General features: G+C 67.7%; 26 protein-coding genes. 7 read left to right on the top strand and 19 right to left on the bottom strand.

All coding sequences use genetic code 11. From position 1 onward, the window contains the following. Positions 1 to 348: 348 nt before the first annotated feature. On the bottom strand, positions 349 to 855 hold the full coding sequence (gene secB, locus BKY59_RS03025; RefSeq protein ID WP_076068621.1) for a protein-export chaperone SecB: 507 nt from the start codon (positions 853 to 855) through the stop codon (positions 349 to 351). Between the two features lie 95 nt (positions 856 to 950). Further along, positions 951 to 1,751, bottom strand: a complete 801-nt coding sequence (locus BKY59_RS03020; protein WP_076068620.1) for a class I SAM-dependent methyltransferase — start codon at positions 1,749 to 1,751, stop codon at positions 951 to 953. A 63-nt stretch (positions 1,752 to 1,814) separates the two neighbouring features. Between BKY59_RS03020 and BKY59_RS17015 the strand changes: the two genes are divergently transcribed. Continuing rightward, on the top strand, positions 1,815 to 1,991 hold the full coding sequence (locus BKY59_RS17015) for a hypothetical protein (RefSeq protein ID WP_206362003.1): 177 nt from the start codon (positions 1,815 to 1,817) through the stop codon (positions 1,989 to 1,991). Between the two features lie 88 nt (positions 1,992 to 2,079). Here the strand turns inward: BKY59_RS17015 and BKY59_RS03015 are convergent, their stop codons facing one another. After that, on the bottom strand, positions 2,080 to 3,582 hold the full coding sequence (locus tag BKY59_RS03015) for a TadA family conjugal transfer-associated ATPase (RefSeq protein WP_076068619.1): 1,503 nt from the start codon (positions 3,580 to 3,582) through the stop codon (positions 2,080 to 2,082). 105 nt (positions 3,583 to 3,687) lie between these two features. Here BKY59_RS03015 and BKY59_RS03010 point away from each other — a divergent pair, with 105 nt between their 5' ends. Beyond that, the gene (locus BKY59_RS03010) at positions 3,688 to 4,206 is read left to right on the top strand and encodes a GNAT family N-acetyltransferase (RefSeq protein ID WP_076068707.1); all 519 of its coding nucleotides are present in this window, start codon (positions 3,688 to 3,690) and stop codon (positions 4,204 to 4,206) included. 85 nt (positions 4,207 to 4,291) lie between these two features. Here BKY59_RS03010 and BKY59_RS03005 read toward each other — a convergent pair whose 3' ends face one another. The 9 genes from BKY59_RS03005 to BKY59_RS02965 form a co-directional block, all read right to left on the bottom strand. Next, positions 4,292 to 4,558, bottom strand: coding sequence for an ATP synthase F1 subunit epsilon (locus tag BKY59_RS03005; RefSeq protein WP_076068618.1), 267 nt, complete (start codon positions 4,556 to 4,558; stop codon positions 4,292 to 4,294). Positions 4,559 to 4,567: 9 nt separating this feature from the next. Then, positions 4,568 to 5,023, bottom strand: coding sequence for a hypothetical protein (locus tag BKY59_RS03000; RefSeq protein WP_076068617.1), 456 nt, complete (start codon positions 5,021 to 5,023; stop codon positions 4,568 to 4,570). Between the two features lie 6 nt (positions 5,024 to 5,029). After that, a complete protein-coding gene (atpD, locus tag BKY59_RS02995; protein ID WP_076068616.1) occupies positions 5,030 to 6,502 on the bottom strand; it encodes a F0F1 ATP synthase subunit beta in 1,473 nt (490 codons plus the stop codon). 85 nt (positions 6,503 to 6,587) lie between these two features. Continuing rightward, on the bottom strand, positions 6,588 to 7,469 hold the full coding sequence (locus BKY59_RS02990) for a F0F1 ATP synthase subunit gamma (protein WP_076068615.1): 882 nt from the start codon (positions 7,467 to 7,469) through the stop codon (positions 6,588 to 6,590). A gap of 91 nt (positions 7,470 to 7,560) precedes the next feature. Further along, positions 7,561 to 9,090 carry a F0F1 ATP synthase subunit alpha gene (gene atpA / locus BKY59_RS02985; protein WP_076068614.1) on the bottom strand — a complete coding sequence of 510 codons (1,530 nt, stop codon included), beginning with the start codon at positions 9,088 to 9,090 and terminating at the stop codon, positions 7,561 to 7,563. Positions 9,091 to 9,092: 2 nt separating this feature from the next. Continuing rightward, positions 9,093 to 9,647: a F0F1 ATP synthase subunit delta gene (locus BKY59_RS02980; protein WP_076068613.1), complete on the bottom strand. Its 555-nt coding sequence runs from the start codon at positions 9,645 to 9,647 to the stop codon at positions 9,093 to 9,095. 282 nt (positions 9,648 to 9,929) lie between these two features. Continuing rightward, positions 9,930 to 11,498, bottom strand: coding sequence for a hypothetical protein (locus tag BKY59_RS02975; protein ID WP_076068612.1), 1,569 nt, complete (start codon positions 11,496 to 11,498; stop codon positions 9,930 to 9,932). Between the two features lie 163 nt (positions 11,499 to 11,661). Further along, the gene (locus BKY59_RS02970; protein WP_076068611.1) at positions 11,662 to 13,215 is read right to left on the bottom strand and encodes a cryptochrome/photolyase family protein; all 1,554 of its coding nucleotides are present in this window, start codon (positions 13,213 to 13,215) and stop codon (positions 11,662 to 11,664) included. Between the two features lie 151 nt (positions 13,216 to 13,366). Then, positions 13,367 to 15,538 carry a primosomal protein N' gene (locus BKY59_RS02965; RefSeq protein ID WP_076068610.1) on the bottom strand — a complete coding sequence of 724 codons (2,172 nt, stop codon included), beginning with the start codon at positions 15,536 to 15,538 and terminating at the stop codon, positions 13,367 to 13,369. Between the two features lie 53 nt (positions 15,539 to 15,591). Between BKY59_RS02965 and BKY59_RS02960 the strand changes: the two genes are divergently transcribed. The 3 genes from BKY59_RS02960 to BKY59_RS02950 all read left to right on the top strand — a co-directional run bounded on the left by BKY59_RS02960 (position 15,592) and on the right by BKY59_RS02950 (position 17,711). Then, positions 15,592 to 16,269: a DUF4197 domain-containing protein gene (locus BKY59_RS02960; RefSeq protein WP_076068609.1), complete on the top strand. Its 678-nt coding sequence runs from the start codon at positions 15,592 to 15,594 to the stop codon at positions 16,267 to 16,269. 199 nt (positions 16,270 to 16,468) lie between these two features. After that, on the top strand, positions 16,469 to 16,669 hold the full coding sequence (locus BKY59_RS02955) for a hypothetical protein (RefSeq protein WP_076068608.1): 201 nt from the start codon (positions 16,469 to 16,471) through the stop codon (positions 16,667 to 16,669). 175 nt (positions 16,670 to 16,844) lie between these two features. Continuing rightward, entirely contained in the window at positions 16,845 to 17,711 is an 867-nt protein-coding gene (locus BKY59_RS02950) for a tyrosine-type recombinase/integrase (RefSeq protein ID WP_076068706.1), read from the top strand. 225 nt (positions 17,712 to 17,936) lie between these two features. Here the strand turns inward: BKY59_RS02950 and BKY59_RS02945 are convergent, their stop codons facing one another. The 3 genes from BKY59_RS02945 to BKY59_RS02935 form a co-directional block, all read right to left on the bottom strand. Further along, positions 17,937 to 18,539, bottom strand: a complete 603-nt coding sequence (locus BKY59_RS02945) for a DedA family protein (RefSeq protein ID WP_076068607.1) — start codon at positions 18,537 to 18,539, stop codon at positions 17,937 to 17,939. Next, on the bottom strand, positions 18,532 to 19,485 hold the full coding sequence (gene gshB, locus BKY59_RS02940) for a glutathione synthase (protein ID WP_076068606.1): 954 nt from the start codon (positions 19,483 to 19,485) through the stop codon (positions 18,532 to 18,534). Before gshB ends, BKY59_RS02945 begins: the two co-directional genes overlap by 8 nt. Before the next feature lie 160 nt (positions 19,486 to 19,645). Next, a complete protein-coding gene (locus tag BKY59_RS02935) occupies positions 19,646 to 20,026 on the bottom strand; it encodes a YraN family protein (RefSeq protein WP_076068605.1) in 381 nt (126 codons plus the stop codon). 103 nt (positions 20,027 to 20,129) lie between these two features. On the opposite strand from BKY59_RS02935, the gene BKY59_RS02930 reads away from it, so the two are divergent. Next, the gene (locus BKY59_RS02930) at positions 20,130 to 20,498 is read left to right on the top strand and encodes a hypothetical protein (protein WP_076068604.1); all 369 of its coding nucleotides are present in this window, start codon (positions 20,130 to 20,132) and stop codon (positions 20,496 to 20,498) included. A gap of 76 nt (positions 20,499 to 20,574) precedes the next feature. Here BKY59_RS02930 and rsmI read toward each other — a convergent pair whose 3' ends face one another. Continuing rightward, positions 20,575 to 21,435 (bottom strand): 16S rRNA (cytidine(1402)-2'-O)-methyltransferase, encoded by an 861-nt coding sequence (rsmI, locus tag BKY59_RS02925; protein ID WP_076068705.1) that lies wholly within the window; start codon positions 21,433 to 21,435, stop codon positions 20,575 to 20,577. A 10-nt stretch (positions 21,436 to 21,445) separates the two neighbouring features. Here rsmI and BKY59_RS02920 point away from each other — a divergent pair, with 10 nt between their 5' ends. After that, the gene (locus BKY59_RS02920) at positions 21,446 to 22,660 is read left to right on the top strand and encodes a penicillin-binding protein activator (protein ID WP_076068603.1); all 1,215 of its coding nucleotides are present in this window, start codon (positions 21,446 to 21,448) and stop codon (positions 22,658 to 22,660) included. A gap of 264 nt (positions 22,661 to 22,924) precedes the next feature. On the opposite strand, the gene hemW is transcribed toward BKY59_RS02920, so the two are convergent. From hemW to rph, 3 genes are all read right to left on the bottom strand, one after another. After that, a complete protein-coding gene (hemW, locus tag BKY59_RS02915; RefSeq protein WP_076068704.1) occupies positions 22,925 to 24,097 on the bottom strand; it encodes a radical SAM family heme chaperone HemW in 1,173 nt (390 codons plus the stop codon). 80 nt (positions 24,098 to 24,177) lie between these two features. Next, the gene (gene rdgB, locus BKY59_RS02910; protein WP_076068602.1) at positions 24,178 to 24,816 is read right to left on the bottom strand and encodes an RdgB/HAM1 family non-canonical purine NTP pyrophosphatase; all 639 of its coding nucleotides are present in this window, start codon (positions 24,814 to 24,816) and stop codon (positions 24,178 to 24,180) included. Beyond that, positions 24,813 to 25,529, bottom strand: coding sequence for a ribonuclease PH (rph, locus tag BKY59_RS02905; RefSeq protein ID WP_076068601.1), 717 nt, complete (start codon positions 25,527 to 25,529; stop codon positions 24,813 to 24,815). The genes rdgB and rph overlap by 4 nt, the downstream gene beginning before the upstream one ends. Positions 25,530 to 25,549: the final 20 nt, after the last annotated feature.

Here is a 25,549-nt window from a genome sequence, read left to right as displayed (position 1 = left end):
TCCGGGGGGGGGCGTGGTTTTGACTGGTTGCCGGGCGGGGTCTGCGGCTTCGGATGGCCGTGCATGCTCTGGTTATAGGCTGGGGTTGGATAAGAAGCGGGATCCCGGATCACGTCCGGGATGACGTAGTGTTTGGGGTTGGGCTTCTTCTTAGCCCCTCTCCTTCAGGGGAGGGGTTGGGGTAGGGCTGAGCGTTTCAAGCCGACGAGGTTTCAGGGGAGGAGCTGGGGCCCCCACCCCCCTACCCCTNCCCCCCCCCCCCCCCCCCCCCCCCCGGGGGGGGGGGGGTTTGGTTTGGGTTGGGGGTTCTCCCCGGGGGGGGGGGGGGGGGGGGAAGCCCGCAAACCCTCAGGCGTGGCCGATGGGCTGGCCCTGGCCGTCGGTGGCGCCCTGCTGCTGCGACAGGTACAGCGCGGCGAAGTCGATCGGTTCCAGCATCAGCGGGGGGAAGTTGCCGTCGCGGGTGGCGTCGGCGACGATGCGGCGCGCGAAGGGGAACAGGAGCCGCGGCGCTTCGGCGAGCAGGAAGGGCTGCATCTGGTCGTCGGGGACGTTGCGGATGCCGAACAGGCCGGCATAGCTCAGCTCGATCGCGAACGCGGTCTGGTCCTCGACCGACGCCTTGGCCTCGATCTTGAGGATCACCTCGTAAATGTCCTCGCCCACCGCGTTGGAGCCGATGTTGAACTGCACGTCGATCCGCGGCTGTGCCTGCTGCTGGTAGATCATCGGCGCGTTGGGGTTCTCGAACGAGAAATCCTTCACATATTGCGCGATCACGCCGACCTGCGGCGCGGTGTCGTCACCGGCGAACATCGCGTTGTCGACGTCGGTCATGCCTTCGTTCTCGGCCATGTCATGTTCCTGATCGGTGGATGGAAAGCGCGGGCGATAGCGGGCCGGCACGAGGGGGGCAAGCCTCACCCCCCGCATGCCGTCGCGTCCCGGGGTCAGCGGGGCTTGACGAACTTCAACGTCATGCGGTCGCTTTCGCCGATCGCGGCATATTTGGCGCGGTCTGTATCGCCTTCCGCATAGTTGGGCGGCAGCGTCCAGACGCCCTTGGGATAGTCGGCCTTGTCCTTCGGGTTGGCGTTCACCTGGCTTTCGCCCGCCAGTCGGAAGCCGGCGGCCTGCGCCAGCGCAACGACGGTGGTGCGCTTGAGATAGCCGCTGGTCTTCTCGTCGCTGTCCGGGCGGGCGGCGGGCAGGCGATGTTCGACGATGCCGAGCGTGCCACCGGGCTTGAGCATCGCATACCACGCCTTGAAGGCGCCGGCGGCGGTGGTGCCGCCGCCCATGGTCAGGTTGTGAATGTTGCGGAAGGTAAGGACGACGTCGGCACTGGCGGCCGGCACGGTGGAGGTGGCAGCCGCGGCATCCATGGTCGCGACAGTAGCAGCCGGGCCGACCGCGGCGCGCTTGGCCGCGAGCATCTTGGTGGCGGAGTCGGCACCCTTGGCCGAACCGACGAGCGCGACATAGCGGCCCTTGCCGTTGGTAAGCGGCCCCAGGATTTCGGTGTACCAGCCGCCGGCGGGGGAGAATTCGACGATCGTGTCGGTCGGCTTCACGCCGAAGAAGGCCAGCGTCTGGGCCGGGTGGCGATAGGCGTCGCGTAGCTGGTTCGCGGGCGTGCGGGTCGGCGCGGCGACCGCGGCGCGGATCGCGGCGGAGGGGGTTTGCGCCAGCGTCGCGCCGGGGACGGCCAGCGTGGCGACAGCGGCGGCGGCAAGGAAATGGTGGCGCAAGGCGGCTCTCCGGTTCTAGTTCTCCGCGCCGAGTATCGCGGTGGGGGGACGGCGTTGCAAGACTTGCTTCTATGGGCCGCGGGCGCGGCCGTGCTGGTCGCGATCGCGGCGGGACTGGCCGAACGGCTGCGCCAGCGGCGGCGGCATGTCGCGGGGGTGGGGTGGGTGCCGTGGAGCGAGGTGACGGTGTTCGCGCTGTTCGTGGCGGTGATGTGTCTGGGGCTGGGGTTGCGGGGGTGACTTGTGCGGATGCCTTTCCGAGCCCCTCCCCTGAAGGGGAGGGGCTTTCCCTGCTCCCGGTCCCGGCCGGTCGCTCTACCTTCTGACGTTACAGGCAACTCTCCAGATAGGGCTGGTCGAAGCCGAACTGCTTGGCCTTGTCGAGCGTGTAGGGGCGCAGGCCCATGGCGCGATATTCGCCGTGGATCATGCCGTCATTGCCCTCGTCCATATATTCGAACTTGAACAGTTCCTGCGTCACGATCACCGGGCCTTCCATGCCGATCACCTCGGTGATGTTGGTGATGCGGCGCGAACCGTCGCGCAGGCGTTTCACCTGGATGATCAGATCGACCGAGTCGGCGATCTGGCGGCTGATCGCTTCCTTGGGCACCTTGATGTCGGACATCAGCACCATGTTTTCCATGCGGGCCAGCGCCTCGCGCGGGCTGTTGCTGTGGAGCGTGCACATCGAGCCGTCATGACCGGTGTTCATCGCAGCCAGCATATCGAAACATTCCGGTCCGCGGATTTCGCCCAGGATGATGCGGTCGGGCCGCATGCGCAGCGCGTTGACGACGAGGTCGCGGATCGTGATCGCGCCCTTGCCCTCCAGGTTCGGCGGTCGGGTTTCGAGCGGCAGCCAGTGCGGCTGTTGCAACCGAAGCTCGGCGGCGTCCTCGATGGTGATGACGCGTTCGCCGGGGTCGATCATCTTGGACAGCGCGTTCAGCATCGTCGTCTTGCCCGAGCCGGTGCCGCCCGAGATGATGATGTTGAAGCGGCAGGCGCCGGCGATCTTGAGCGCGGTGGCCATCTTGACCGACATCGACCCGCCGCTGGCCATCATGTCGAGCGTGATCGGCTTGGCGGAGAATTTACGGATCGAGATGGCGGTGCCGCGCAGCGAGAGCGGCGGCACGATGACGTTGACGCGTGAGCCGTCAGCGAGGCGGGCGTCGGCCAGCGGCGTGGTCTGGTCGACGCGGCGGCCGACCTTCGACACGATGCGCTGCGCGATCTGGAACAGATGCTCCTCGTCGCGGAACACGACGGGGGCGATGGTGAGTTTGCCCTTCTTTTCAATATAGACCTGGTCCGGACCGTTCACCATGATGTCGGTGATGAGCGGATCGGCGAGCAGTTCCTCGAGCGGACCCAGGCCGAGCAGTTCGTCGACCAGTACTTTTTCCAGCGCGAACTGTTCGCGGCGGTTGAGCGTGATCTTGAGGTCGGCCAGCACCTCGCCGATGATCGGGCGGAATTCCTCGGCCAGTTCGTCCTTGGTCAGGGTGGCGGCGGCTTCCGGATCGACCCGTTCGAGCAGGCGGGGGAGAACCTGTTCCTTGATCTTGTGGACCGACGCCTCGAACCCTTCGGGGCGGTTGCTGCCGGCCTCGCCAGACGCGGCCTGGCGGTCGGCGAGCCGGGTCATCGCATCGGTCAGCGGCATCTCGCTACCGGGTTCCGCACCGGGCAGTGAGTCGAGCGACGGGAATTGCGTGCCCAGGTCGACCGCGACGGTGCCGCCCTGCATCGGGCGCGCGACCCCGAAGGCGGGCCGCGTGCCTGCACCGCTTCCCGAGCCGCTCCGCCGTCCGAATGCACTCATGCCGATCCGTCCTTGTCGGGCACGACGTTTCGCCTGTGCCTGCCTTGCGCGAAGCGTTAACGGGCGATGCTTGAGAATTTGCTAACCCTGGTGGAAGGGCCGGACATGCAGCTTGTGATACGCGCGGGCGAGGCCGGCGATGCCGCGGCGCTCAGCCTGGTCGGGGGCGCGACGTTCCTCGAAAGCTATGCCCATATGATTCCGGCGGCGGACCTGCTGGCGCATGTCGCGGCCCGGCATGGCGCGGACGTCTACGCGACGTGGCTGGCGGATGCGGGCACGCGGATCCGGGTGGCGACCGCGCCGCTGGGCGCGCTGGTGGGCTATGCGGTGTTGACCACGCCCGACCTGCCGGCGGACTGCGTGCGCGATGGCGACCGCGAGTTGCGGCGGATCTACCTCATGGGCATCGCGCAGCGACGCGGGGCGGGGGCGGCGCTGATGGCCGGCGTGCTGGACGACGCGGCGGCGATGGGTGCTGCGCGGGTGACAGTGGGGGTGCACGGCGGCAACGACCGCGCGATCACTTTCTATACGCGGATGGGGTTCGCGGCGATCGGCCGGCGGACGTTCAGCGTCGGCGCGCAGGTGTATGACGACCTGGTGATGGGCCGGCGGGTTTGAGCTTTTGGGGTTGGAAGGCAGGAAGGCCCTTCACCCCGGCCCCGTCGCGCAACGGCGGGAGGGGGGGGTGGAAGGTCAGCCGCCGTTATGCGACTTCGGTGGCGGCCTCGGCGAGGATGGTGAGGCCTTTCTCGTTCACTTCGGCGAAACCGCCCTCGATCGCGATTCGGCCGGTGATCGTGGTGGCCGAGCTGTAGATCGCGATCTCGCCGGGGCGGATGACGGTCATGAAGGGGGCGTGTCCTTCAAGGACCGCGAAGTGGCCTTCGACGCCGGGTACGACGACCATGTGGACGTCCTCCGAACGGAGCAGCTTTTCCGGGGTGACGAGCTCGAAGTGGAGGTTGGGCATCGGGTTTTCCTAAGACGGGTTGCTTGACGTGCCGGCGAACCAATCGGCACCAAGGGAGCGACCATAAGCCAAGGTCAGGATCGCACCCCCGATGACGTCATCGAGCGTCTCAATCAGGTCTTCCGCCGCGGTTGCGTAATTCGCAGGTCCAAACCAGAATAGCGATAGCAGCAGGGCGGCCCCCCAGCTGGCCAGATACAAAGTCCTCGCCCACGGCTTGAAACTGAGTAGCCCGATCAGGGCGACCACCAATGAGACCAGAATAGGCGCGGAAAGGACCAACTCGGAGTCGGACATCGCAGTTCGCCCGCCCATCCCGACGATCAGGGCTTCAAATTCGGCGTCGAACTTGATCCATTCGGGCTGGAGTTGCTGCCATACGAGCAGCGGAACGGCGACAACCGTGATGAGAAGCTCGAGCATGACAAGGCGGCGGAACATCGCCTTGGTCAGCTCGAGCACCATGGCAGCTTACGCTTCCTGAGCCATCTTTTCGGCCTTGGCGACGGCTTCTTCGATGCCGCCGACCATGTAGAAGGCCGCTTCGGGCAGGTGGTCATATTCGCCGGCGACGATCGCCTTGAAGCTGCGGACCGTGTCTTCGACCTGGACGAATTTGCCGCTGATGCCGGTGAAGACTTCTGCGACGTGGAACGGCTGGGACAGGAAGCGCTGGATCTTGCGGGCGCGCTGGACGGTCAGCTTATCCTCTTCGGACAGCTCGTCCATGCCGAGGATGGCGATGATGTCCTGGAGCGACTTGTAACGCTGGAGCAGCGACTGGACCGCGCGGGCTGTGTCGTAATGCTCCTGACCGACGATGCGGGGCGACAGCATGCGCGACGTGGAGTCGAGCGGATCAACCGCGGGGTAGATGCCGAGTTCGGAGATCGCGCGGTTGAGGTTGGTCGTGGCATCGAGATGCGCGAACGACGTGGCGGGCGCGGGATCGGTAAGATCGTCGGCAGGCACGTAGATCGCCTGGACCGAGGTGATCGACCCCTTGTTGGTCGAAGTGATGCGTTCCTGCAGCTGACCCATGTCGGTCGACAGCGTCGGCTGGTAGCCCACGGCCGACGGGATGCGGCCGAGCAGCGCGGAAACTTCGGACCCGGCTTGCGTGAAGCGGAAGATGTTGTCGACGAAGAACAGCACGTCCTGGCCCTCGACGTCGCGGAAATATTCCGCGTTGGTGAGGCCCGATAGTGCGACGCGAGCGCGGGCGCCCGGCGGCTCGTTCATCTGGCCGAACACGAGTGCGACCTTGGAGCCTTCCGACTGCGGATTGCCGTCGGCGTCCTTGGCGATGACGCCGGCGTCGAGGAATTCGTGGTAGAGATCGTTGCCCTCGCGGGTGCGCTCGCCCACGCCCGCGAACACCGAAGTGCCGCCATGGCCCTTGGCGATGTTGTTGATCAGTTCCTGGATCAGCACGGTCTTGCCGACGCCGGCGCCGCCGAACAGGCCGATCTTGCCGCCCTTTGCATAGGGTGCGAGCAGATCGATGACCTTGATGCCGGTGACGAGGATCGCGGACTCGGTCGACTGATCGATGAATTCCGGGGCCTTGGCATGGATCGGCATGCGCGTCGCGGCATTGACCGGGCCGCGCTCGTCGATCGGATCGCCGACGACGTTCAGGATGCGGCCGAGCGTGGCGGGGCCGACGGGAACGAGGATCTGCGTGCCGGTGTCGGTCACGGGCTGACCACGGGTCAGGCCCTCGGTCGAGTCCATCGCGATGGTGCGGACGGTGTTCTCGCCAAGATGCTGCGCGACTTCGAGCACGAGGCGGTTGCCCTGGTTCGTCGTCTCCAGCGCGGAGAGGATCGCGGGCAGCTTGTCCTCGAACGTCACGTCGACGACGGCGCCGATGATCTGCGACACGCGGCCGACATTGTTCGTCGCCAGTGTGGGCGTGGTGAGTGCTGGTGCGGTTGCCATCGGGTTCGTCCCTTGCCTTCCAAAAGTCTACCGTCGCGGCGGTCCCCCACCGGGGCGGGGGTGCGATACGGCAGATGTATAGTGTTTAGAGCGCTTCCGCGCCTGCGATGATTTCGATGAGTTCGGTGGTGATCGCGGCCTGGCGGCTGCGGTTATACTGGATGGTGAGGCGGTTGATCATGTCGCCCGCGTTGCGGGTGGCGTTGTCCATCGCGTTCATGCGGCTGCCCTGTTCGGACGCCGCATTTTCCAGCATCGCGCGGAACAACTGGATCGCAACGTTACGCGGCAGCAGCTCGGCCAGGATCGTTTCCTCGTCGGGCTCATACTCGGTGGCGGCGGCGACCGGCGCGACGGTGCCCTCGACCTGCGGGATGGAGACAGGGATGATCTGCTGTTCGGTCGGCACCTGGACCAGCGCGGACTGGAAACGGGCGTAGAACAGCAGCGCGACGTCATACTCGCCACCTTCGAACCGGGCGGTCAGGTCGCGGGCGACCTCGAGCGCGTCGGTGAACGCGACGTTCTTGATATGCGTCTGATCGACCTGATGGACGATCCGGCCGGGGAACAGGCGGTTGAGGACCGCGCGGCCCTTCTTGCCGATCAGGTAGAACTTCACGTCCTTGCCCTCGGCGATCAGCGCGTCGGCCTTCTTGCGTGCGGCGCGGACGATGTTGCTGTTGAACGCGCCTGCAAGACCGCGTTCGGACGTGGCGACGACGATCATGTAACGCTGGTCCGAACCGGTGCCCGCGAGCAGTTTCGGGCTGTTCGGCCCGACCTGCACCTTGCCGGCGAGGCTGGACATGACCGCGGTCAGCCGTTCGGCGTAGGGACGGCCGGCCTCGGCCGCCATCTGCGCCCGGCGCAGCTTTGCCGCGGCCACCATCTTCATGGCCTTGGTGATCTTCTGGGTCGACTTCACCGAGGTGATGCGGACCTTGAGGCTCTTGAGGCTGGCCATTGCCCTTGGGTCTTTCTTGCGATTTCGAGGCGGCGTCCAGTGACGCCCCTCTTCCAACCCTCTCCCCGGAGGGGAGAGGGCCTAGTCTATGTCAGGCGAACGTCTTGGCGAAGTGGCCGATAGCTTCCTTGAGCGCTTCGGTCGTCTCCTTAGAGAGATCCTTGCTGTCGCGGATCGTGGTCAGGATCGCGGTGTCGTGCGAGCGGATGTGGGTCAGCAGCGCGGCCTCGTAACGCGTCACGTCGGCGACAGGGACGGTGTCGAGGAAACCGTTAACCCCGGCGAAGATCGACACGACCTGTTCCTCAAACGGCAGCGGCTGATACTGGCCCTGCTTGAGCAGTTCCGTGAGCCGCGCGCCGCGGTTGAGCAGGCGCTGCGTCGAGGCGTCGAGATCGGAACCGAACTGCGCGAAGGCCGCCATTTCGCGGTACTGCGCCAGTTCCAGCTTGATCGAGCCGGCGACCTTCTTCATCGCCTTGGTCTGCGCGGCGGAACCGACGCGGCTGACCGAGAGACCGACGTTGATCGCCGGGCGGACGCCCTGGTAGAACAGTTCGGTTTCGAGGAAGATCTGGCCGTCGGTGATCGAGATCACGTTGGTCGGGATGTAGGCGGACACGTCGCCGGCCTGCGTTTCGATGATCGGCAGTGCCGTCAGCGAACCGTTGCCATTGTCGTCGTTCATCTTGGCCGCACGCTCGAGCAGACGGCTGTGCAGGTAGAACACGTCGCCCGGATAGGCTTCGCGGCCCGGCGGACGGCGCAGCAGCAGCGACATCTGGCGGTAGGCGACGGCCTGCTTCGACAGATCGTCATAGACGATGACGGCGTGCATGCCGTTGTCGCGGAAATATTCGCCCATCGCGCAGCCGGTATAGGGTGCCAGAAACTGCAACGGAGCTGGTTCCGACGCGGTGGCGGCGACGACGATGGAATATTCCATCGCGCCGTTCTCCTCCAAAGCGCGGACGATCTGCGCCACGGTGGAGCGCTTCTGGCCGACGGCGACGTAGATGCAGTAGAGCTTCTTGCTCTCGTCGTCGCCCTGATGGCCCTGCTTCTGGTTGATGAACGTGTCGATCGCGACGGCGGTCTTGCCGGTCTGGCGATCGCCGATGATCAGTTCGCGCTGACCGCGGCCGACCGGCACGAGCGCGTCGAGCGCCTTGAGGCCGGTCTGGACGGGCTCATGCACCGACTTGCGCGGGATGATGCCGGGCGCCTTCACCTCGACGCGCATCCGCTTTTCGGCGACGATAGGCCCCTTGCCGTCGATCGGGTTGCCGAGGCCGTCGACCACGCGGCCGAGCAGGCCCTTGCCGACGGGGACGTCGACGATGGTGCCGGTGCGGCGGACGATGTCGCCCTCACCGATCTCGGCGTCGGAGCCGAAGATCACGGCGCCGACATTGTCGGCCTCGAGGTTCAGCGCCATGCCCTGCACGCCGTTCGAGAATTCGATCATCTCGCCGGCCTGGACATTGTCGAGGCCGTGGATGCGGGCGATGCCGTCACCCACCGACAGGACGGTGCCGACTTCGGACACCTGAGCCTCGGTGCCGAAGCTGGCGATCTGGTCCCGGATGACCTTCGAGATTTCTGCGGCGCGGATATCCATGTTCAGCCTTTCATCGCGTGCGCGAGCATGTTCAATTTGGTGCGGATCGACCCATCGACCTGGCGCGAGCCGAGCTTGACGATGAGGCCGCCGAGAATGGACTGGTCGACGGTTGCCTCGATCGAGACGTCCTTGCCGGTCTGCGCCTTCAGCTTCGCCTTGAGCGCATCGAGCTGGTCCGCGTCGAGCGGATGGGCCGAGACGACCTCCGCCGTGGTTTCGCCGCGATGCGCGGCAGCCAGCATGCGGAACGACCGCATGATGGCGGGCAGATCGCGCAAGCGGCGGTTTGTGGCGAGCACGCCGAGGAACTTCGTGGTCAGCGGATCGAGACCCAGCTGTGGGGCGACCGCCGCAACGGCGCGCGCGGCATCGACCCGACCCACGAGCGGGCTGGTGACGAGCCGGCGGAAGTCGTCGGACCCGGCCACCGCCTGGTTCAGCGTCGACAGCGACGCCGACACGACATCGATCTGCCGCTCATCGCGCGCAAGTTCGAACAGCGCCATCGCGTAGCGCCCGCCAAGACTTGCCTGAATGCCGCCGGAAGTCTCCACGCGTGTCCCCGCCCCATCATGCTGTTCATGCCATGCGAAAAAAGGGGGCGCGTTCGCGTCCCTCTGCATGGTGGTGGGCGGTTAGCATCGGACCCCCGCGGATGCAAGGTTGGTGGCGGGCTGGGTTCGGGTTGGCGAAGTTCGGCCGTCATCACGGCGCAGACCGGGATCTTGCTCGGGCTGTGAGGTGGGCGCTTTACCGAAGGAAGTTCCCGACTTTCGCCGGGATAACGGTTTGGGGCTGGGCGGGCGGGGACCAGCGTGATGACCGCGGCCCTTCATTCAGTTCGAATCGTCCTGATCGTCCGGCGATCCTTCGTCGGCGGCGGCGCGGAGGGTGGCGGCATCGGCGGTGTCGATGCGGGCGATGAGCCTTGCAGCCGGGTTATCCGGCCCACTGTGCGGATCATAGGCGAGCGGAGCCAGGACGAGTTTCGCTTCCGCACGTTTATTGTCGCGAAGATATTCGCGGGCCAGGCGAAAGCGCAGGCCACCGTCCTGCGGCGCGAGCACGAACGCCTTTTCCAGCCCCAGCACCGCATTGTCGCTGGGCCGGACCCGGGCGGCGCGGAAACTGTCGTAGAACAGCATCAACGGTTCGGCCGCTTCGGGATCGAGCCGGTTGGCCTTGATGAACCAGCTGCGCGCTTCCTTCCAGACGGCGGGGTCGGTGGCGTGCGCCAGGACGGCGCGGCGGACATGCGCCCGGCCCTTGTACAGCATGGCATCGCGCGCCTTGGGATCGGCGGCGAGCGCGCGGTCCGCCGCCGCTTCGGCGAGATCGTCGCGCCGCGCGTCATATTCCGCCTCGGCAAGCCAGGTCTGGACCATTACGTCGTTCGGGTAGGGGGCGGCGAGCAGGCGCGCCTGCGCCGCGACGTCCCGCCCCGCGACCGCATCGACACCGCGTTCGGAACGCATCCGGACGGGCAGCATCGCGGTTTCGCCGGGGGTGAGCGGCCGGACCGCGATGTCGCCGATCGGCAGCCGGTCCTTACCGATCACGAGATATTTCATGCGGGACGCCATGAGATACCGGTCGAGGTCGCGATCGAGCTGCTTCAGGTCGCCGAACGCGGCGGTCGCGGCGTCGAGGCTGGACCGGCCGTCGTTGAGCGCCGTCAGATACCGGCCGAGCTGTCCGTCGCGTTCCTTGTCGAACGTCAGATAATGGGTGAGCAACCAGCCGCGTCCGTAGAGGACGCTGCGCTGTTCGGGTTTGAGTTTCCGATTGTCGACGGTGAGCAGTTCGGCCACCGGCATCGGCTGGCCGCGCAACAGCGAATAGCCGCGGTAGAGCGCCGGAATGCCGAAGCCGAGCCCGCCATCGCGTTCGAACCGCGCGGTGCCGTTGAATTCGGCGAACCCCTCGGTGAACCAGGACGGGTAGGCGGCGGTGTAGTTGGCGAACATGAAATGGTGGGCATATTCGTGGAACAGCACGGTCTGCGCGTCCAGGTCGAACTTGCCGCCGTCGCCCGAACGGCGGGGCGTGAACGCGACCGAACCACTGGCGCGCGGCTGGTAGAAGCCGGCGACATTGCGGCACGTGGCAGGCTTGCGCTTGCCGTTCGCGCCGCACAGCCGTTCGACCGCGGCGGGGTTGTCGAGCACGTAGATGAAGAGCGGGTTCGACCGATCCGACGGACGGTCGGGCCTCTTGCGGATGACGCGCAGCCCCTTGTCGAATCGTTCGAGGCGGGTGGCGTAGTCGCGTGCCGTGTCCGCACTGCCGGGGGCGTAGATGACGAAATGATCGCTGCGCGCTTCGAACCATTGTGCGGCGGCCACGGGCGTCGCGAGAATGGTCAGCGCCGCGACGATCCCCGTGCGCCAATATCGTCCCGTCATGTCGCGCGTCCCCCCGACCTTTCTTGTCGGACTGTTATGACCGATCGAAGTGACGGCGGAAGCGGGATTTTACGGTGTCACGGGTGCGTTGGGCCCCAGTGTGACCTAACCGTGCTTTACCGAACGGGGACCGCGGCTTTTGTCGGGATGACGATCTAGGACGTCAGTCCTTCGCGTAGCCGGGCTTTGCGGGTATGAGTGTTTCGAGGAAGGTGGCGGCGCTGGTGCGGTATTCGGCGCGGCGGTCGTCGGTCATGCGGTTCCAACTGGCGTAGACGGTGCGGAGGCGCATGTTGGTTTTGAGCGTGTCTTCGTGGCGGGCGAGGAAATCCCAGTAGAGCGCGTTGAACGGGCAGGCGTCGGGGCCGGTCTTCTGCTTCACGTCGTAGCGGCAGCGGCCGCAATAATCGGACATGCGGTCGATATAGGCACCGCCGCCGGCATAGGGTTTCGACGCGATCATGCCGCCGTCGGCGAACTGGCTCATCCCGATGACGTTGGGCATTTCGACCCATTCATAGGCGTCGAAATAGACGACGAGGAACCAGTCGCTGATCTCGCCCGGCTCGACGCCGGCAAGCATCGCGAAGTTGCCGAGCACCATGAGGCGCTGGATATGGTGGGCGTAGGCCTCGCGCTTCGTCTGGTCGACGCTTTGCGCCAGGCACCGCATGTCGGTGTCGCCGGTCCAGTAGAAGTCCGGGAGCGGGCGGTGTGCGTTCAGCGCGTTGCGCGTCGCGAACTCGGGCATGTCCCACCAGTACATGCCGCGCATATATTCGCGCCAGCCGGCGATCTGGCGGATGAAGCCCTCGGTCGCCGGCAGCGGGGCGAGACCGGCGTCGTAGGCAGCGGCGGCGGCCTCGCAGACCTCCAGCGGTTCGAGCAGGCCGGTGTTGAGGCAGAGCGACAGCACGCTGTGGTAGAGATAGTCCTGCCCCGCGATCATCGCGTCCTGGTAGCGCCCGAAATCGGGGAGCGCGGTGTCGATGAAATGCTTGAGCGCCTGTTTGGCGTGAGCGCGGGTGACGGGGAGCGCGAAGGGTGTGAGGTCGCCGAAATGGTCCGCGAACTCTTCGGCGACGAGGGTGAGGACGTCCTGCGTGATCTCGTCCGGTTCGAAGCGGAGCGGGGCGGGGTAGTTGAGTCCGCGCGGCGGGGTCTGACGGTTCTCCTTGTCGTAGTTCCAGTCGCCGCCGGTCGGCTTGCCGTTCGGGTCCATGAGGAGCCCGGTCTTGCGCCGCATGTCGCGGTAGAAGAACTCCATCCGGTGTTCCTTGCGGCCCTGCGCCCAGGTCATGAATTCGGGGATCGAGCAGATGAAGCGATCGTCGTGGAGGATGTCGACGGGGAGGCCGGTGGCCTTCGACCAGTCGTCCTGCATCTGGCGCACGCGATACTCCGCGCCTTCGACCGTGCGGATTGCGGTGGCGGCGTGGCGCGCCGCGGCGCGGGTGACTTCGCCGGTGAAGCTGTGCGTGTTGGCGGGGTCGGTGAGGCGGACATAGTCGACGGTCCAGCCGGACTTTTCGAGCGCGGCGGCGAAGTGGCGCATTGCGGAGAAGATGAGCGCGATCTTCTTCTTGTGATGTTTGACGTACTGGGTCTCGGCTCTGACTTCGACCAGCAGGATCACGCTGGTGGCGCGGTCCTGGTCGCGGAGCGAGGCGAGGGTGCCGGAGAGCTGGTCGCCGAGGACTGGGATGAGGGTGGTCATCGTTGGGTTGTAGGGGGAGTGCGGGCGGATGCGAGGGGACTTTTTGTCTTATTGGGTGAGTGTTCTTGCCCCCCTCCCTTGAAGGGGAGGGGGCTTTTTTGCTTCTGCTCCCTCCCCCCACCGGGGGGAGGGTTGGGTGGGGGGGGTTAGGTTAAAGGAAGCTGTAGGGATCGACATCCACGTTGACGCGGACCGTCTTCGGCCATTCCAGTGCGCCCAGCCATTTGCGGATCGCGTCCTGCATGTCGAAGGTGCGGGCGGCGTGGACGAGGAGGCGGTGGCGGTGGCGGCCGCGGAGCATGGACAAGGGGGCGGGGGCGGGGCCGTAGACTTCCATGCCGGGGACGCGGGGGGCGGTGCGGCCGATGAGGCGGGCGGTGTCGAGCGCGGCGGACTGGAGTTCGGACGACACGACGATCCCGGCGAAGCGGCCGAAGGGGGGGGCGCCCGCCGCGCGGCGGCTGTCGGTTTCGGCGGCGTAGAAGCTGTCGGCATCGCCCGAGACGAGCGCCTGGATGACGGGGGCCTGCGGTTCGTGGGTCTGGACGAAGACGCGGCCGGGCTTGGTCCCGCGGCCGGCGCGGCCCGACACCTGCGCGATCTGCTGGAAACTACGTTCTGCGGCGCGCAGGTCGCCGCCTTGCAGGCCGAGATCCGCGTCGATCACGCCGACGAGCGTGAGGTTGGGGAAGTGATAGCCCTTGGTGACGAGCTGCGTGCCGACGACGATGTCGATGTCGCCCGCCTCCATCCGGTTGACGAATTCCGCGGCGCGGGCGGGGGACCAGATGGTGTCCGACGTGACGACCGCGGTGCGTGCGGTGGGGAACAGGACCGCGACCTCGTCCGCGATGCGTTCGACGCCGGGGCCGCAGGCGACGAGGCTGTCCTCCGCCTTGCATTCGGGGCAGGCGGCGGGTGGCGGCATGGTGTGGCCGCAGTGATGGCACGCCAGCCGCGCGGAGAGCCGGTGTTCGACCATCCAGGCGGTGCAGTTGGGACACTGGAACCGGTGGCCGCAGGTGCGGCACAGCGTGAGCGGGGCGTAACCGCGGCGGTTGAGGAAGAGCAGGACCTGCTCCTTCTTCGCGAGCGTCTCCTCCATCGCGGCGACCAGCACGGGGGCGAGCCAGCGGCCGCGGGCGGGCGGATCGGCGGTGAGGTCAAGCGCGGCGATCGTCGGCATCTGTGCCGCGCCGTAGCGGCCGGGAAGTTTGAGTTCGGCGTAGTGGCCGAGTGCGACCTGTTGCCGCGTCTCGATCGCGGGGGTGGCGGACGCGAGGATGACGGGGAAATCCTCGAACCGGCCGCGCATCACGGCGACGTCGCGGGCGTGGTACATCACGCCTTCTTCCTGCTTGAAGCTGGTCTCGTGCGCCTCGTCCACGACGATCAGGCCAAGGTTCGGGTAGGGCAGGAACAGCGCGGAGCGCGCGCCGACCACGACGCGCGCCTCGCCGCTGGCTATCGCGCGCCAGGCGCGGCGGCGTTGCGACTGGCGCAGGTCGGAATGCCAGGCGACGGGGAGGCAGCCGAACCGCGCCTCGAACCGTTTCAGGAAGGGTTCGGTCAGCGCGATTTCGGGGAGCAGGACGAGCGTCTGGCGCCCTTCCGCGATGGCGCGCGCGACGGCCTCGAAATAGACCTCCGTCTTGCCGGAACCGGTGACGCCGTCGAGCAGGAAGGGTTGCGCCATGTGGGCGGTGACCGCCTCCGAAAGCTGGGTGGCGGCGGCGCGCTGGTCGTCCGAGAGCGTGGGCGGGCCGTGGGCGGGGTCGGGGACCGGGTAGGGATCGTCGGCCTGGACGGTGACGGCTTCCAGCGCGCCGGCCTTGACGAGGCCACGGACGACGGCGTCGGTGACGTCGGCGCGCGCGGCGAGTTCGCGGATCAGGCCTTGTCGCGTCCCGATCCTTTCGAGCGCCTGGGTGCGCTGCGGCGTCATGCGGTCGGGCACATGGCCGGTGGCGCGGTACTCGACGATCACCGGACTGCCGTCGAGCGCGCTGGCCGAGGCGAGCGTCATGCGCAGGACGGCGGCGGGCGAGGCCATGTAATAGGCCGCGGTCCATTCGATCAGCCGGCGGAGCGAGGCCTTGAGCGGCGGCAGGTCGTACACCGCGGCGAGCGGGCGGAGGCGGTTGTCGCCGACGTCCATGTCGGACGGCATGTGATCGGGTTCCCAAACCACACCGGTCAGCTGGCGCGGCCCAAGCGGCGCGAGCACGATCGAGCCGGGTTCGACCGGGTTGTCGGGATCGACCCGGTAATCGAGCGGGCCGATTGCGGCATTGAGGAGCAGGACGCGCGCACGGGGGTTCATGCTGCATCAAGTAGGGATGGCGGACGGGTGCGTCGAGTTTGAAGGAGTGGGTGATGGAAGCGATGAACAGGCGCGCGTTGCTGGGCATGGCGGCGATGGTGCCGCTGGTGGGGTTGATCGGCTGTGCGACCGGGCCGGGGGCGAGCACGGTCGAGGAGGGCGTGCGGCGCCTGCTGACGCTGTCGACCGAGCGGGCGTTCGATCGGCTGATGGCGCCGAACGGGTTCTACGACAGCCAGGTCGCGCGGATCGCGGTGCCGCAGGCGCTGGCCGGGAATGGCGGCGTGCTGGCGTCGTTGCTGAACAGCAGCCTGGTGCGGAACCAGATGGCGATCGTCCTGAACCAGGTGGCGCAGGATGCGGCGGCGCGCGCGACGCCGGTGGTACTGGACCGGGTGCGGCGGATGAGCCTGCGCGACGCGGTGGCAGTGCTTCGCGGCGGGCCGACCGCGGCGACGACGCTGTTGCAGCAGGAGGCGGGCGGCGCGGTGCTGGACGCGATGCTGCCCGAGGTGTCGCGCGGCCTGCGATCGGACCTGATCCGCACGGTGAGTGCCGCGATCGCGGAGAAGACCGGCATCGACTATGCCGAGCTTGGCCAGACGGTAGCAGGGCAGGCGTCAGACGGCATCTTCCGCGCGATCGGGCGCGAGGAAGCGGCGATCCGGGCGGATCCGCGTGCGACGCGGGATCCGGTGTTGATCGCTTTGCTGGGTGTCGCGCGGTTGTGATCCTGCTTTGTACCCCACCCTTGAAAGGGATGGGGCTTGATTGTGTCGGGCAATACACGCGCACTCACCCCGGTGGGGGCTGATGTCGACTCGAGCCGTCGGTGAGGCTTGCGACGAAGATGCGACGAACGGGGTCGCGCGGCATTATTCGGTTCTGGTAGCTCTTGTCCTGCCGCCATCGTGGCCAGGGCGTGGGTTGATGCTGCACTGGGCGGTGCAGTTGGGGCTTGCGGCGGCGATGCCGCTGGCCGGTCTTGCGGGGGCGATCGCGCAGTGGCCGGAGCCGGCGGTGCTGCCGGCGGATGCGGCGTTGCTGACGGTGGTCGATGGGCTCGCGAAGGCGCGGCTTGTAATCTTCGGTCGGCTCATGCTGGCTTATCGATTGCGGTTCGAGCAATGACCGGCAGGATTGAGGGAAGGCAGTGGCTCGGGTGAATTCTCCCAAGGTTGCGTCCGATGACGCCCCTCTCCCTAGGGGGGAGGGCGGGGCGGTTGCGCCTGGCGAGGTGCTGTCGCCGCCAACGACGGAAAGCGCTGGACTGGTCGCGTATCTGGAGGAGCATCCGGCGCGGCTGCTGGCCGCGGATTGGGGGGGGCATCTGGTGGCGGGCCGGCGGATGTCGGAACATACGGCGCGCGCCTATGTGGCGGGGGCGCACCGGCTGATCTCGTTCCTGGGCCGGCATCTGGGCGGTGCGGTGGATGCGGCCGCGCTGGGCGGGCTGTCGTCGGGCGATCTGCGCGCGTTTCTGGCGCAGCGGCGGGCCGACGGGCTTGGCAATGCCGGCGCGGCGCGCGAATTGTCGGCAGTGCGCGGGTTTCTGGGCTTTGCCGGCGTAGACGTGCCGCGGATGCAGGGCGCGCGGGTAAAGCGCGGCGTGCCGCGGCCGGTGTCGCCTGCCGATATCGACGCGATGGTCGAGGATGTCGGCGTCGCCGATGCGGAATGGGTGGGGCTGCGCGATGCGGCGGTGCTGCTGCTGCTGTATGGATCGGGACTGCGCGTGGGGGAGGCGCTGGCGCTGACGCCTGCGATCCTGCCGATCGGCGAGGCGATGCTGGTGACCGGCAAGCGTGCAAAGACAAGGCTGGTGCCGGTGCTGGCACCGGTGCGCGATGCGATCATGGCGTATGTGGCGGCCTGCCCCTGGCCGCTGGCGCGCGACGAACCGTTGTTCCGCGGCGCAAAGGGCGGGCCGCTGTCGGCCGATATCGTGCGGCGCGCGGTCCGCGGTGCGCGCGGGCGGCTGGGATTGTCGGAACGGACGACGCCGCATGCGTTGCGGCACAGCTTCGCGACGCATCTGCTGGGGCGGGGGGCGGACTTGCGCTCGCTGCAGGAATTGCTCGGGCATGCGAGCCTGTCGTCGACGCAGGTCTATACCGCCGTGGACGCGGCGCATCTGCTCGACGTGTACCGGAACGCGCATCCGCGGGCTTGAGGGTTGGGGGCGTAACCCCATGGGAATTGGGCTTGCTTGTCGGACCGCTCGTGGCTGGCCCGACCCGAGTGATAATGGATCCTGACGTCCGTCAGGATGACGGGGAAGGGGGCTGGTCTCTTCCTCGATCGTCATCCCGGCGTCGGCCGGGATCTCTTTCTGGCTTGGGGTTGGTGCTTTGCCGGAGGGAGATCCCGGCTTTCGCCGGGATGACGGGCGGCTCCCTTATCTGCCCCGCGGTTTCCAGGTGATGACGCGGAAGACGTACCACAGCAGCAGGATGCCGATGACGCCGGTGGAGACGGGGCCGAGGTAGCGGTCGACGTCGGTATAGTTCTGACCGAGCACATAGCCGGCGATGGCGAGTGCGCTGGTCCAGCCGGCGGTGCCGATGGTGGACCAGACGAGGAAGGGCAGGAACGGCATGCCGAACAGGCCGGCCGGGATCGACACGAGCGAGCGGATGGTAGGCACCATGCGGCCGATGCAGACGAACCAGCGGTCCCAGTTGTCGAAGAAATGATCCGCGCGCTCCACCTCGCGCCAGTCGAGCGTCAGGAAGCGGCCGAACCGGTCGACCAGCGGCTTGAACCGGTCGATGCCCAGCCAGCGCGCGACATAGTACCAGACGATGTTGCCGGCCATCGCCCCGGCCGTGCCGCAGACGATGGCGCCCCACAGCGTCATGGTGCCGCGCTGGGCCTGCAGCCCGGCCAGCGACATGATGATTTCGGACGGGATCGGCGGGAACACGGTTTCGAGGAACATGAGAAACGCGACGCCGGCATAGCCGCCCGCCTCGATCAGCTGGCGGACCCAATCAGCCACGCGCGGCGATCCTCTTCTCGATGGCGTCCCAGATCAGGCCGGGCGTATCGGTGCCGTTGAACCTGTCGATCGCGACGATGCCGGTGGGGCTGGTCACGTTGATTTCCGTCAGATGGCCGGCGATCACGTCGATCCCGACGAAGATCAGCCCGCGGGCGGCCAGTTCGGGGCCGAGGACGTCGCAGATCTCGCGTTCCTTCGGCGTAAGCTCGGTCGCGTGCGCGGCGCCGCCGGCGGCGAGGTTGGAGCGGATCTCGCCCGATTTGGGCAGGCGGTTGATCGCGCCGGTGGGGACGCCGTCCACCAGCACGATGCGCTTGTCGCCTTCGGACACGTCGGGGAGGAACGCCTGGACCATGAAGGGTTCGCGCCAGACCTCGCCGAACAGTTCGATCAGCGCGGCAAGGTTCTTGTCCGCGCGGCCGACGTGGAACACCGCGGAACCGGCATTGCCGTAGAGCGGCTTGACGACGATTTCGCCATGTTCGGCCTGGAAGGCGCGGACCTCGTCCAGCTTCCGCGTGATAAGCGTTGCCGGCATGAACTGCGCGTAGTCGAGCACGAACAGCTTTTCGGGCGCGTTGCGGACCGCGGCGGGGTCGTTCACCACCAGCGTGCGGTGGGCAATCCGTTCAAGCAGGTGGGTCGCGGTGATGTAGGCGAGGTCGAACGGCGGGTCCTGGCGCATCAGCACGACGTCGATGTCGTCGCCGAGGTCGATCACTTCCTGCTCGCCGGCGGTGAAATGGTCGCCCTGTTCGGCGCGGACCGTGACCGGGCGGGCGAGCGCGCGGACCTGGCCGCGGTCGTAGCTGAGGTCGCCGGGGCCATATTCGTAGAGCGTGTGGCCGCGGGATTGCGCGGCCATCATGAGCGCGAAGGTCGAATCGCCCGCGATCTTGATCGTTTCGAGCGGATCCATCTGGACCGCGACTTTCAGGCTCATGGGATCGGTCTCCGGCATGGGTGCTGGCGCTGTCTAGAGGGGGGCGGGGCGGCTGTCATCCCGTGGTGTATGGGGGGAAACCCCCTTCCGTTTGGTTCGAGCCTGTCGAGAACTTGCAGGAGTTCTCGACAGGCTCGAACTGAACGGGTTGCTGATGGTCTCAGCCTGTCCAGGCATTCTCGATATGGCGGACGGGGGTTCCACGCGCGATGAGGATGACGTCGATGCGGATGTCGTCGCCCGGGCCGGCGTAGCGCGGGATCAGGATTTCGGCGGCGGCGGCCACGCGGGCGAGGCGGTGGGCATCGATCGCGTGGTCGAGTTCCAGCGCGGTGGCCCGGCCTTTGACTTCGACGAACGCGACCAGCGATCCGCGGCGCGCGACGATGTCGACCTCGCCCCGCGGGGTGCGGACGCGCTTGTCGAGGATGCGCCAGCCCTTGAGCCGCAACCACCACGCCGCCAACCGTTCCGCGCGACGCCCCGCCGCGTCGGCTGCGCGGCGCGAGTCTGTGCTTCGTACGGGGCGCGGGCGTTGCATGATCGGGGCGTGCGGGATGGTGGCGACGAGGGCAAGCCCGCGTTGTGGATGTCGTCCGCTTTCGCCCAATTGCGGACGTTCAATGCCTGTGAGACGGTGGCGCATGACCCGCTTGGTGGAAATCCTTGTCTCATTGCTCAATGAGGGCACGGACGTGTGTCGCCCCGTCAAAGCCGAATGGCTTGGAGGTGATCGCTATCGTGTTCTGAGTGACGCTCCGCCTGATGAGGAATGGGCGTTCCGGTCCGGCACAATTGTCATCGCTCGGAAGGTGGAAGGGGGCATCCGCGCCGTTGACGAAGAGGGCGGTGACGAGGAGTTCTGGGCGGAGCACGACCCTTACGGCGACCGCTTTGGCACGCCGATCGGCAAGTGGGGTTGCGCAGTTGCGCTCGCGGTCGGGATGATCGGCTTCTATGCGGTCTATCGGTTCTTAATCAGCATCGGCTTTGCTGCGCAAATCAGGTTTTAAGGTGCGGCAAGCGGACGGTCTGCAAACCACCAGAAGCAGACATTAGGCCGCATTCGATCGACGAGATTTCCGTCGCTCACTCGTTCCGCATCGCGAGTGCGCGGGCGTAGAGGTCGCGTTTGTCCAGGCCCGTCGCCTTGGCGACTTCGGCGGCGGCTTTGGCCATGGGGAGGCGGGTGACGGCGTCGCGGAGGAGGGCGTCGACGGCGTCGGGTTCGGGGGGTGGGGCCTCACCGGGCGGGGCGACGACGATGACGATTTCGCCGCGGGGGCCTGACTCGGCATAGCGTTCGGCGAGGACCGAGAGCGTGCCCGTCACGGCCTCTTCGTAGGCCTTGCTGATTTCGCGGGTGACGGCGGCGTCGCGGTCGCCGAGGTGGGTGTGGAGCGCGGTGAGCGTCGCGTGGAGGCGGGGGCCGCTTTCGTAGAGGACCAGGGTCGCGCGGACGGCGCCGAGTTCGAGGATCGTGTCGGCTTTCGCTTTCTCCTTCACCGGCAGGAAGCCGGCGAACAGGAAGCGGTCGGTGGGCAGGCCGGCGAGCGTCAGCGCGGCGATCGCGGCGCAGGGGCCGGGGATGGTGACGATGGCGTGGCCGGCGGCGCGGGCGGCGCGGACGAGCTTGTAGCCCGGATCCGAGATCAGCGGCGTGCCGGCGTCCGACACCAAGGCGATCGATTCGGTGGCCAACCGCGCGACGAGGTCGGTGCGGACGTGATCGGCGCTGTGATCGTGATAGGGGATCATGCGGCGTTTCGTGCCGATATGGTTGAGCAGCTTGGCGGTGACGCGGCTGTCCTCAACCGCGATCGCGTCGGCGCGGGCAAGGATCGAGGCGGCGCGCGGGGACAGGTCGCCCAAGTTGCCGATCGGGGTGGCGACGATGTAGAGACCGGGTTCGAGGCGGTCTTCGCCGGGGCTGACAGGGTACGGGTTCATGAGCATGCACATGGCAGAGGCGTATCACCGCCCGCAACCTTTGCGACGGATGGGCGCGCGGGCGGGGATGGGCGCGGGCGTGCTGGCGGCGATGCTGCTGGCCGGGTGCCAGACGATCGTGCCGCGCGGCGTGCCGGACCGCGCCCCGCCGCGGCCGCGGCCGGGCGGTGTGCCGGATGCCCCGGTCACGCGGCCGGGCAGCAACCTGCCGGTCGATGCCGAGCGGCACCGCGTCGCCCTGCTCGTTCCGATGACGGGGCCGAACGCGGCGGTGGGCAATGCCATCGCCAATGCCGCGAACCTGGCGCTGATCGACAGCGGGACCGCGAAGGTGCGGATCACGACCTATGATACCGCCACGGGGGCGGCGGCGGCGGCGGACCGCGCGCTGGCGGACGGCAGCCGGCTGTTCCTGGGGCCGTTGCTGGGCGAGGATGTGCGCGTGGTATCGGCCGCGGCGCGGGCGGCGAAGGTGCCGGTGATCGCATTTTCCAACGATGCGACGGTGGCGGGCAACGGCACGTACCTGATGGGCTTTTCCCCGGCGCAGTCGATCGCGCGGGTGGTGGACTATGCCCGGTCGAAGGGGATGACGCGGTTCGCCGGGCTGGTGCCGACGGGCGCGTACGGCCGCACCGCATCGGCGATGCTGATCCGCGCGGCGGAGGCGGCGGGCGGCAGCGTCGTCGCGATGCAGACGTTCGACCGGTCGCCGGCATCGCTGAAGGCGGCGGTCGGCCGGTTCGGGCGCGACCAGCGGTACGACGCGGTACTGATCGCCGATGGCGGGCGGATCGCGGTGCAGGCGGTGCCGTTGCTGAAACGGACCGCGTCGCCGGCCGCCAAGATCCTGGGCACCGAATTATGGGCGACCGACAATGCGGTGCGGACCGGCGGCGTGCTGAACGGTGCATGGTATGCCAGCGTGCCGGATGCGATGTACCGCCAGCTGGGGCGGCGGTATCAGGCGCGATACGGCCGTGCGCCGTACCGGTTGGCGAGCCTGGGCTATGACGCCGTGCTGTTGACCGTGCGGATTTCGGCGAACTGGCGCGTGGGGACGGCGTTTCCGGAACGGATGCTGATCGACCGCGACGGGTTCGGCGGCGTGGACGGCGCGTTCCGGTTCGGCCGCGACGGGATCGCACAGCGGATGCTGGAGGTGAACCAGGTGGCGGCGGGCACGCCGGTGGTGGTCTCGGGGGCGGGGACGGGGTTCGAATAGGGGGTTGCTGTTCCCTTGGCCGTCATCCCAGCGAAGGCTGGTATCCATTATCATTACGGTTTCGGTTGAACCGGAGGCGGAGTGATAATGGATCCTGACCTTCGTCAGGATGACGGGGGTGGGGGCGGTGTCTCGATTGTTTTGTCGCGTGATGCATCCGCCCTCTGCGTGGGTTGACAGCATCGTCGTTCCCCGGCGGAGGCCGGAGCCCGGGTGAAGCGGTTGCGTCTAGGCCCCGGCCTACGCCGGGGTACACGTCATTCGTCAGTCCGTGATGACCAGGTCCGCGAGGACGGCGTTCAGGAGGAGCATGCCGGCCGGGGTTACGCGGATGCGGTCGCCTTCCCGGGTGAGCATGGCAAGGTCGGTCAGGCGAGCCTCCGCGCGCGGATCGATCAGGTTCGCGATGCCGGTGCGGCGCGACAGGTGGGCAAGGTCGACGCCTTCGTCGAGGCGGAGGCCCATGAGAAGCGCTTCGGTTGCGCGTTCGCGGGGGGCCAGCGGGTCTTCGACCTGGATGCCGTGGCCGGTGGCAGCGACGCGTTTGAGCCAGTTTTCGGGTTTCTTGTGGCGGACGGTGGCCGCACCCAGCCGGCGGCCGTGCGCGCCGGGGCCGATGCCGAGATAGTCCTGGTAGCGCCAGTAGGCGAGGTTGTGGCGGCTCTGCTGGCCGGGTTTCGCGTGGTTGGAGACTTCGTAGGCGGGCAAGCCGGCGGCGGCGGTGCGGGCGCGGGTGGCCTCGAACAGGTCGGCGGCGCGGTCCGGGTCCAGCTCGATCAGGCTCCCTTTGAGGGCATCGGTGGCGAAGCGCGTGCCGTCCTCGATCGTCAGCTGGTAGAGCGAGAGGTGGCCGGTGCCGAGTGCGATGGCTTGGGTCAGTTCGCGGTCCCAGGCTTGCGGAGACTGGTCGGGGCGGGCGTAGATCAGGTCGAACGTGACGCGGTCGAACACGCTCTGTGCGACGGCGAGTGCGCCGAGCCCTTCGCGGACGTCATGCGCGCGTTCGAGAAAGCGGAGTGCTGCGTCGTCGAGGGCTTGAAGCCCGAGCGAGACGCGGTTGACGCCGGCCGCGGCGATGTCGGCGAAGCGCGCGGCCTCGACCGAGGAGGGGTTGGCCTCCAGCGTGATCTCGATATCGGGCGCGAAGCCCCAGTGGCGTTCGGCGGCATCGAGGAGCGCGGCGACGGTTTCGGGGGGCATGAGCGACGGGGTGCCGCCGCCGAAGAAGATCGATTGCAGCTTGCGCCCCGGGGTGAGCGCGGCTTCGTGGGCGAGGTCGGAGAGGAGCGCGGCGCGCCAGGCGGCCTGGTCGACGCTGTCGCGGACGTGGCTGTTGAAGTCGCAGTAGGGGCATTTGGAGACGCAGAACGGCCAGTGGATGTAGAGGGCGAGCGGCTCCTGCTCCTGAAAGGAGGGGGTGGTGCGGGTGTGGGTTATGGGCTGCGCCTGGTCTGCGCCGGGGTCACCCACCCCCGGCCCCTCCCTTGAATTGGAGGGGGAAAGAGGGGCTTCGACCTTCAAAATACCGCAGCGGTGAGGAGGTTGAAGGCGGCGGCGCGGTGGCTGATGGCGTGCTTCGCGTCCGGGTCGATTTCGCCGTAGGTTTCGGTGGCACCCAAAGGCAGGAACATGGCGTCGTAGCCGAAACCGTGTTCGCCGCGCGGGGGCCAGACGAGGATGCCGTCGGCGCGGCCTTCGAAGGTTTCGATGTGGCCGTCGGGCCAGCAGAGCGATAGCGCGCAGACGAAGTGCGCGTCGCGGCCGGCATCCGGCCCGATGCCGGCAAGCGCATCGTGGACGAGTTGCATCGCGACCGCGAAGTCCTTCGACGGGCCGGCCCAGCGGGCGGAGAAGATGCCGGGATCGCCGCCCAGCGCCTCGACGCACAGGCCGCTGTCGTCGGCCAGCGCGGGGAGGCCGGACAGGTCGGCGGCGGCGCGCGCCTTCAGTTCCGCATTGGCGGCGAAGGTGGTGCCGGTCTCCTCCGGTTCGGGCAGGTCGAGCTCGGCCGCGGAGACGGTTTCAATGCCATAGGGGCGCAGCAGATCGCCGATCTCCCGCACCTTGCCTGCATTGTGGCTGGCGATGACGAGCCGGCCGGGGCCGAGCTTGCGGTGGGGCACGGGCGCGGGCGCGTCGTCGGAAAGCGCGATCATCGCCCGGTTGCCCGGCGCTGTGCCGCGAAGATGTCGGTGCAGCCGATGCGTGCGAGGCGGAGCAGGCGGAGCAGCTCCTCCTCGTCGAAGGTGGCGCCTTCCGCGGTCGCCTGGACCTCGGCGATCTTGCCGTCGCCGATCAGGACGAAGTTGGCGTCGGCATGCGCATTGGAATCTTCGATATAGTCGAGGTCGAGGACCGGCGTGCCTTCGTGGATGCCGGCCGAGACGGCGGCGACCTGCGACTTGATTGGGTCGGCGGCGAGCTTTCCGTCGGCGAGGAGCTTGTCGACCGCGAGGCGGAGCGCCACCCAGGCGCCCGAGATCGCCGCGGTGCGCGTGCCGCCGTCGGCCTGCAACACGTCGCAATCGAGCGTGAACTGGCGTTCGCCGAGCACGTCCATGTCGACCACGGTGCGCAGCGAGCGGCCGATCAGGCGCTGGATTTCCTGCGTGCGGCCGGACTGCTTGCCCTTGGCGGCCTCGCGGTTGCCGCGGGTGTGGGTGGCGCGGGGCAGCATGCCATATTCGGCGGTGACCCAGCCCTTGCCCTTGCCACGCAGCCAGGGTGGGAGCCGTTCCTCCAGCGAGGCGGTGACGAGCACGCGCGTGTCGCCGAAGCCGATCAGGCAGGATCCCTCGGCATGGGCGGAGTAGCCGGTTTCGATGGTGATCGCCCGCATCTGGTCAGGGGCTCGGCCGGAGGGGCGCATATCGTCTTGTCCTGTCGCTG

It is taken from the genome of Sphingomonas montana (assembly GCF_001956315.1).
GTDB classification, from domain to species: Bacteria; Pseudomonadota; Alphaproteobacteria; order Sphingomonadales; family Sphingomonadaceae; genus Sphingomonas_R; species Sphingomonas_R montana.
The sequence above is the reverse complement of the archived record's forward strand: the minus strand, read 5'-3'. Positions and strand labels throughout refer to the sequence as shown.

Excerpts from the sequence above, each read along its gene's own strand:
- secB (WP_076068621.1), bottom strand. The coding sequence starts at position 855 with ATGGCCGAGAACGAAGGCATGACCGACGTCGACAACGCGATGTTCGCC.
- BKY59_RS03015 (WP_076068619.1), bottom strand. The coding sequence starts at position 3,582 with ATGAGTGCATTCGGACGGCGGAGCGGCTCGGGAAGCGGTGCAGGCACG.
- BKY59_RS03010 (WP_076068707.1), top strand. The coding sequence starts at position 3,688 with ATGCAGCTTGTGATACGCGCGGGCGAGGCCGGCGATGCCGCGGCGCTC.
- BKY59_RS03005 (WP_076068618.1), bottom strand. The coding sequence starts at position 4,558 with ATGCCCAACCTCCACTTCGAGCTCGTCACCCCGGAAAAGCTGCTCCGT.
- BKY59_RS03000 (WP_076068617.1), bottom strand. The coding sequence starts at position 5,023 with ATGGTGCTCGAGCTGACCAAGGCGATGTTCCGCCGCCTTGTCATGCTC.
- atpD (WP_076068616.1), bottom strand. The coding sequence starts at position 6,502 with ATGGCAACCGCACCAGCACTCACCACGCCCACACTGGCGACGAACAAT.
- BKY59_RS02990 (WP_076068615.1), bottom strand. The coding sequence starts at position 7,469 with ATGGCCAGCCTCAAGAGCCTCAAGGTCCGCATCACCTCGGTGAAGTCG.
- atpA (WP_076068614.1), bottom strand. The coding sequence starts at position 9,090 with ATGGATATCCGCGCCGCAGAAATCTCGAAGGTCATCCGGGACCAGATC.
- BKY59_RS02975 (WP_076068612.1), bottom strand. The coding sequence starts at position 11,498 with ATGACGGGACGATATTGGCGCACGGGGATCGTCGCGGCGCTGACCATT.
- BKY59_RS02970 (WP_076068611.1), bottom strand. The coding sequence starts at position 13,215 with ATGACCACCCTCATCCCAGTCCTCGGCGACCAGCTCTCCGGCACCCTC.
- BKY59_RS02965 (WP_076068610.1), bottom strand. The coding sequence starts at position 15,538 with ATGAACCCCCGTGCGCGCGTCCTGCTCCTCAATGCCGCAATCGGCCCG.
- BKY59_RS02960 (WP_076068609.1), top strand. The coding sequence starts at position 15,592 with ATGGAAGCGATGAACAGGCGCGCGTTGCTGGGCATGGCGGCGATGGTG.
- BKY59_RS02955 (WP_076068608.1), top strand. The coding sequence starts at position 16,469 with ATGCTGCACTGGGCGGTGCAGTTGGGGCTTGCGGCGGCGATGCCGCTG.
- gshB (WP_076068606.1), bottom strand. The coding sequence starts at position 19,485 with ATGAGCCTGAAAGTCGCGGTCCAGATGGATCCGCTCGAAACGATCAAG.
- BKY59_RS02935 (WP_076068605.1), bottom strand. The coding sequence starts at position 20,026 with ATGCAACGCCCGCGCCCCGTACGAAGCACAGACTCGCGCCGCGCAGCC.
- BKY59_RS02930 (WP_076068604.1), top strand. The coding sequence starts at position 20,130 with ATGACCCGCTTGGTGGAAATCCTTGTCTCATTGCTCAATGAGGGCACG.
- rsmI (WP_076068705.1), bottom strand. The coding sequence starts at position 21,435 with ATGAACCCGTACCCTGTCAGCCCCGGCGAAGACCGCCTCGAACCCGGT.
- BKY59_RS02920 (WP_076068603.1), top strand. The coding sequence starts at position 21,446 with ATGGCAGAGGCGTATCACCGCCCGCAACCTTTGCGACGGATGGGCGCG.
- rdgB (WP_076068602.1), bottom strand. The coding sequence starts at position 24,816 with ATGATCGCGCTTTCCGACGACGCGCCCGCGCCCGTGCCCCACCGCAAG.
- rph (WP_076068601.1), bottom strand. The coding sequence starts at position 25,529 with ATGCGCCCCTCCGGCCGAGCCCCTGACCAGATGCGGGCGATCACCATC.